The organism is Proteus sp. FZP2095 (genome assembly GCF_023701425.1).
Classification (GTDB): domain Bacteria; phylum Pseudomonadota; class Gammaproteobacteria; order Enterobacterales; family Enterobacteriaceae; genus Proteus; species Proteus cibarius.
This window is the reverse complement of sequence record NZ_JAMQBJ010000027.1, coordinates 1-378: the sequence shown is the minus strand read 5'-3', so window position 1 is coordinate 378 and position 378 is coordinate 1. Positions and strand designations below refer to the sequence as shown.

The window sequence follows — 378 nt, the reverse complement described above, 5'->3', positions numbered from 1 at the left end:
GATCACTGGTGCTGCGCAAATGGACGGAGCTATCCTGGTTGTTGCTGCGACTGATGGCCCAATGCCACAAACTCGTGAGCACATCCTGTTAGGTCGTCAGGTTGGTGTTCCTTACATCATCGTATTCTTGAACAAATGTGACATGGTAGATGATGAAGAGTTACTGGAATTAGTAGAAATGGAAGTTCGTGAACTTCTGTCTCAGTACGATTTCCCAGGTGATGACACTCCAGTAATCCGTGGTTCAGCGTTGAAAGCACTGGAAGGCGAAGCTGAGTGGGAAGCAAAAATTGTTGAATTAGCAGAAGCACTGGATTCATACATCCCAGAACCAGAGCGTGCAATTGACAAACCATTCCTGTTACCAATCGAAGACGT

Annotated in this window: 1 protein-coding gene; it reads left to right on the top strand. The window is 46.3% G+C overall.

All coding sequences use genetic code 11. From position 1 onward, the window contains the following. Window positions 1-378 (top strand): GTP-binding protein (locus NBG71_RS18705; protein ID WP_250917081.1); only part of this gene is annotated, 378 nt, incomplete at both ends.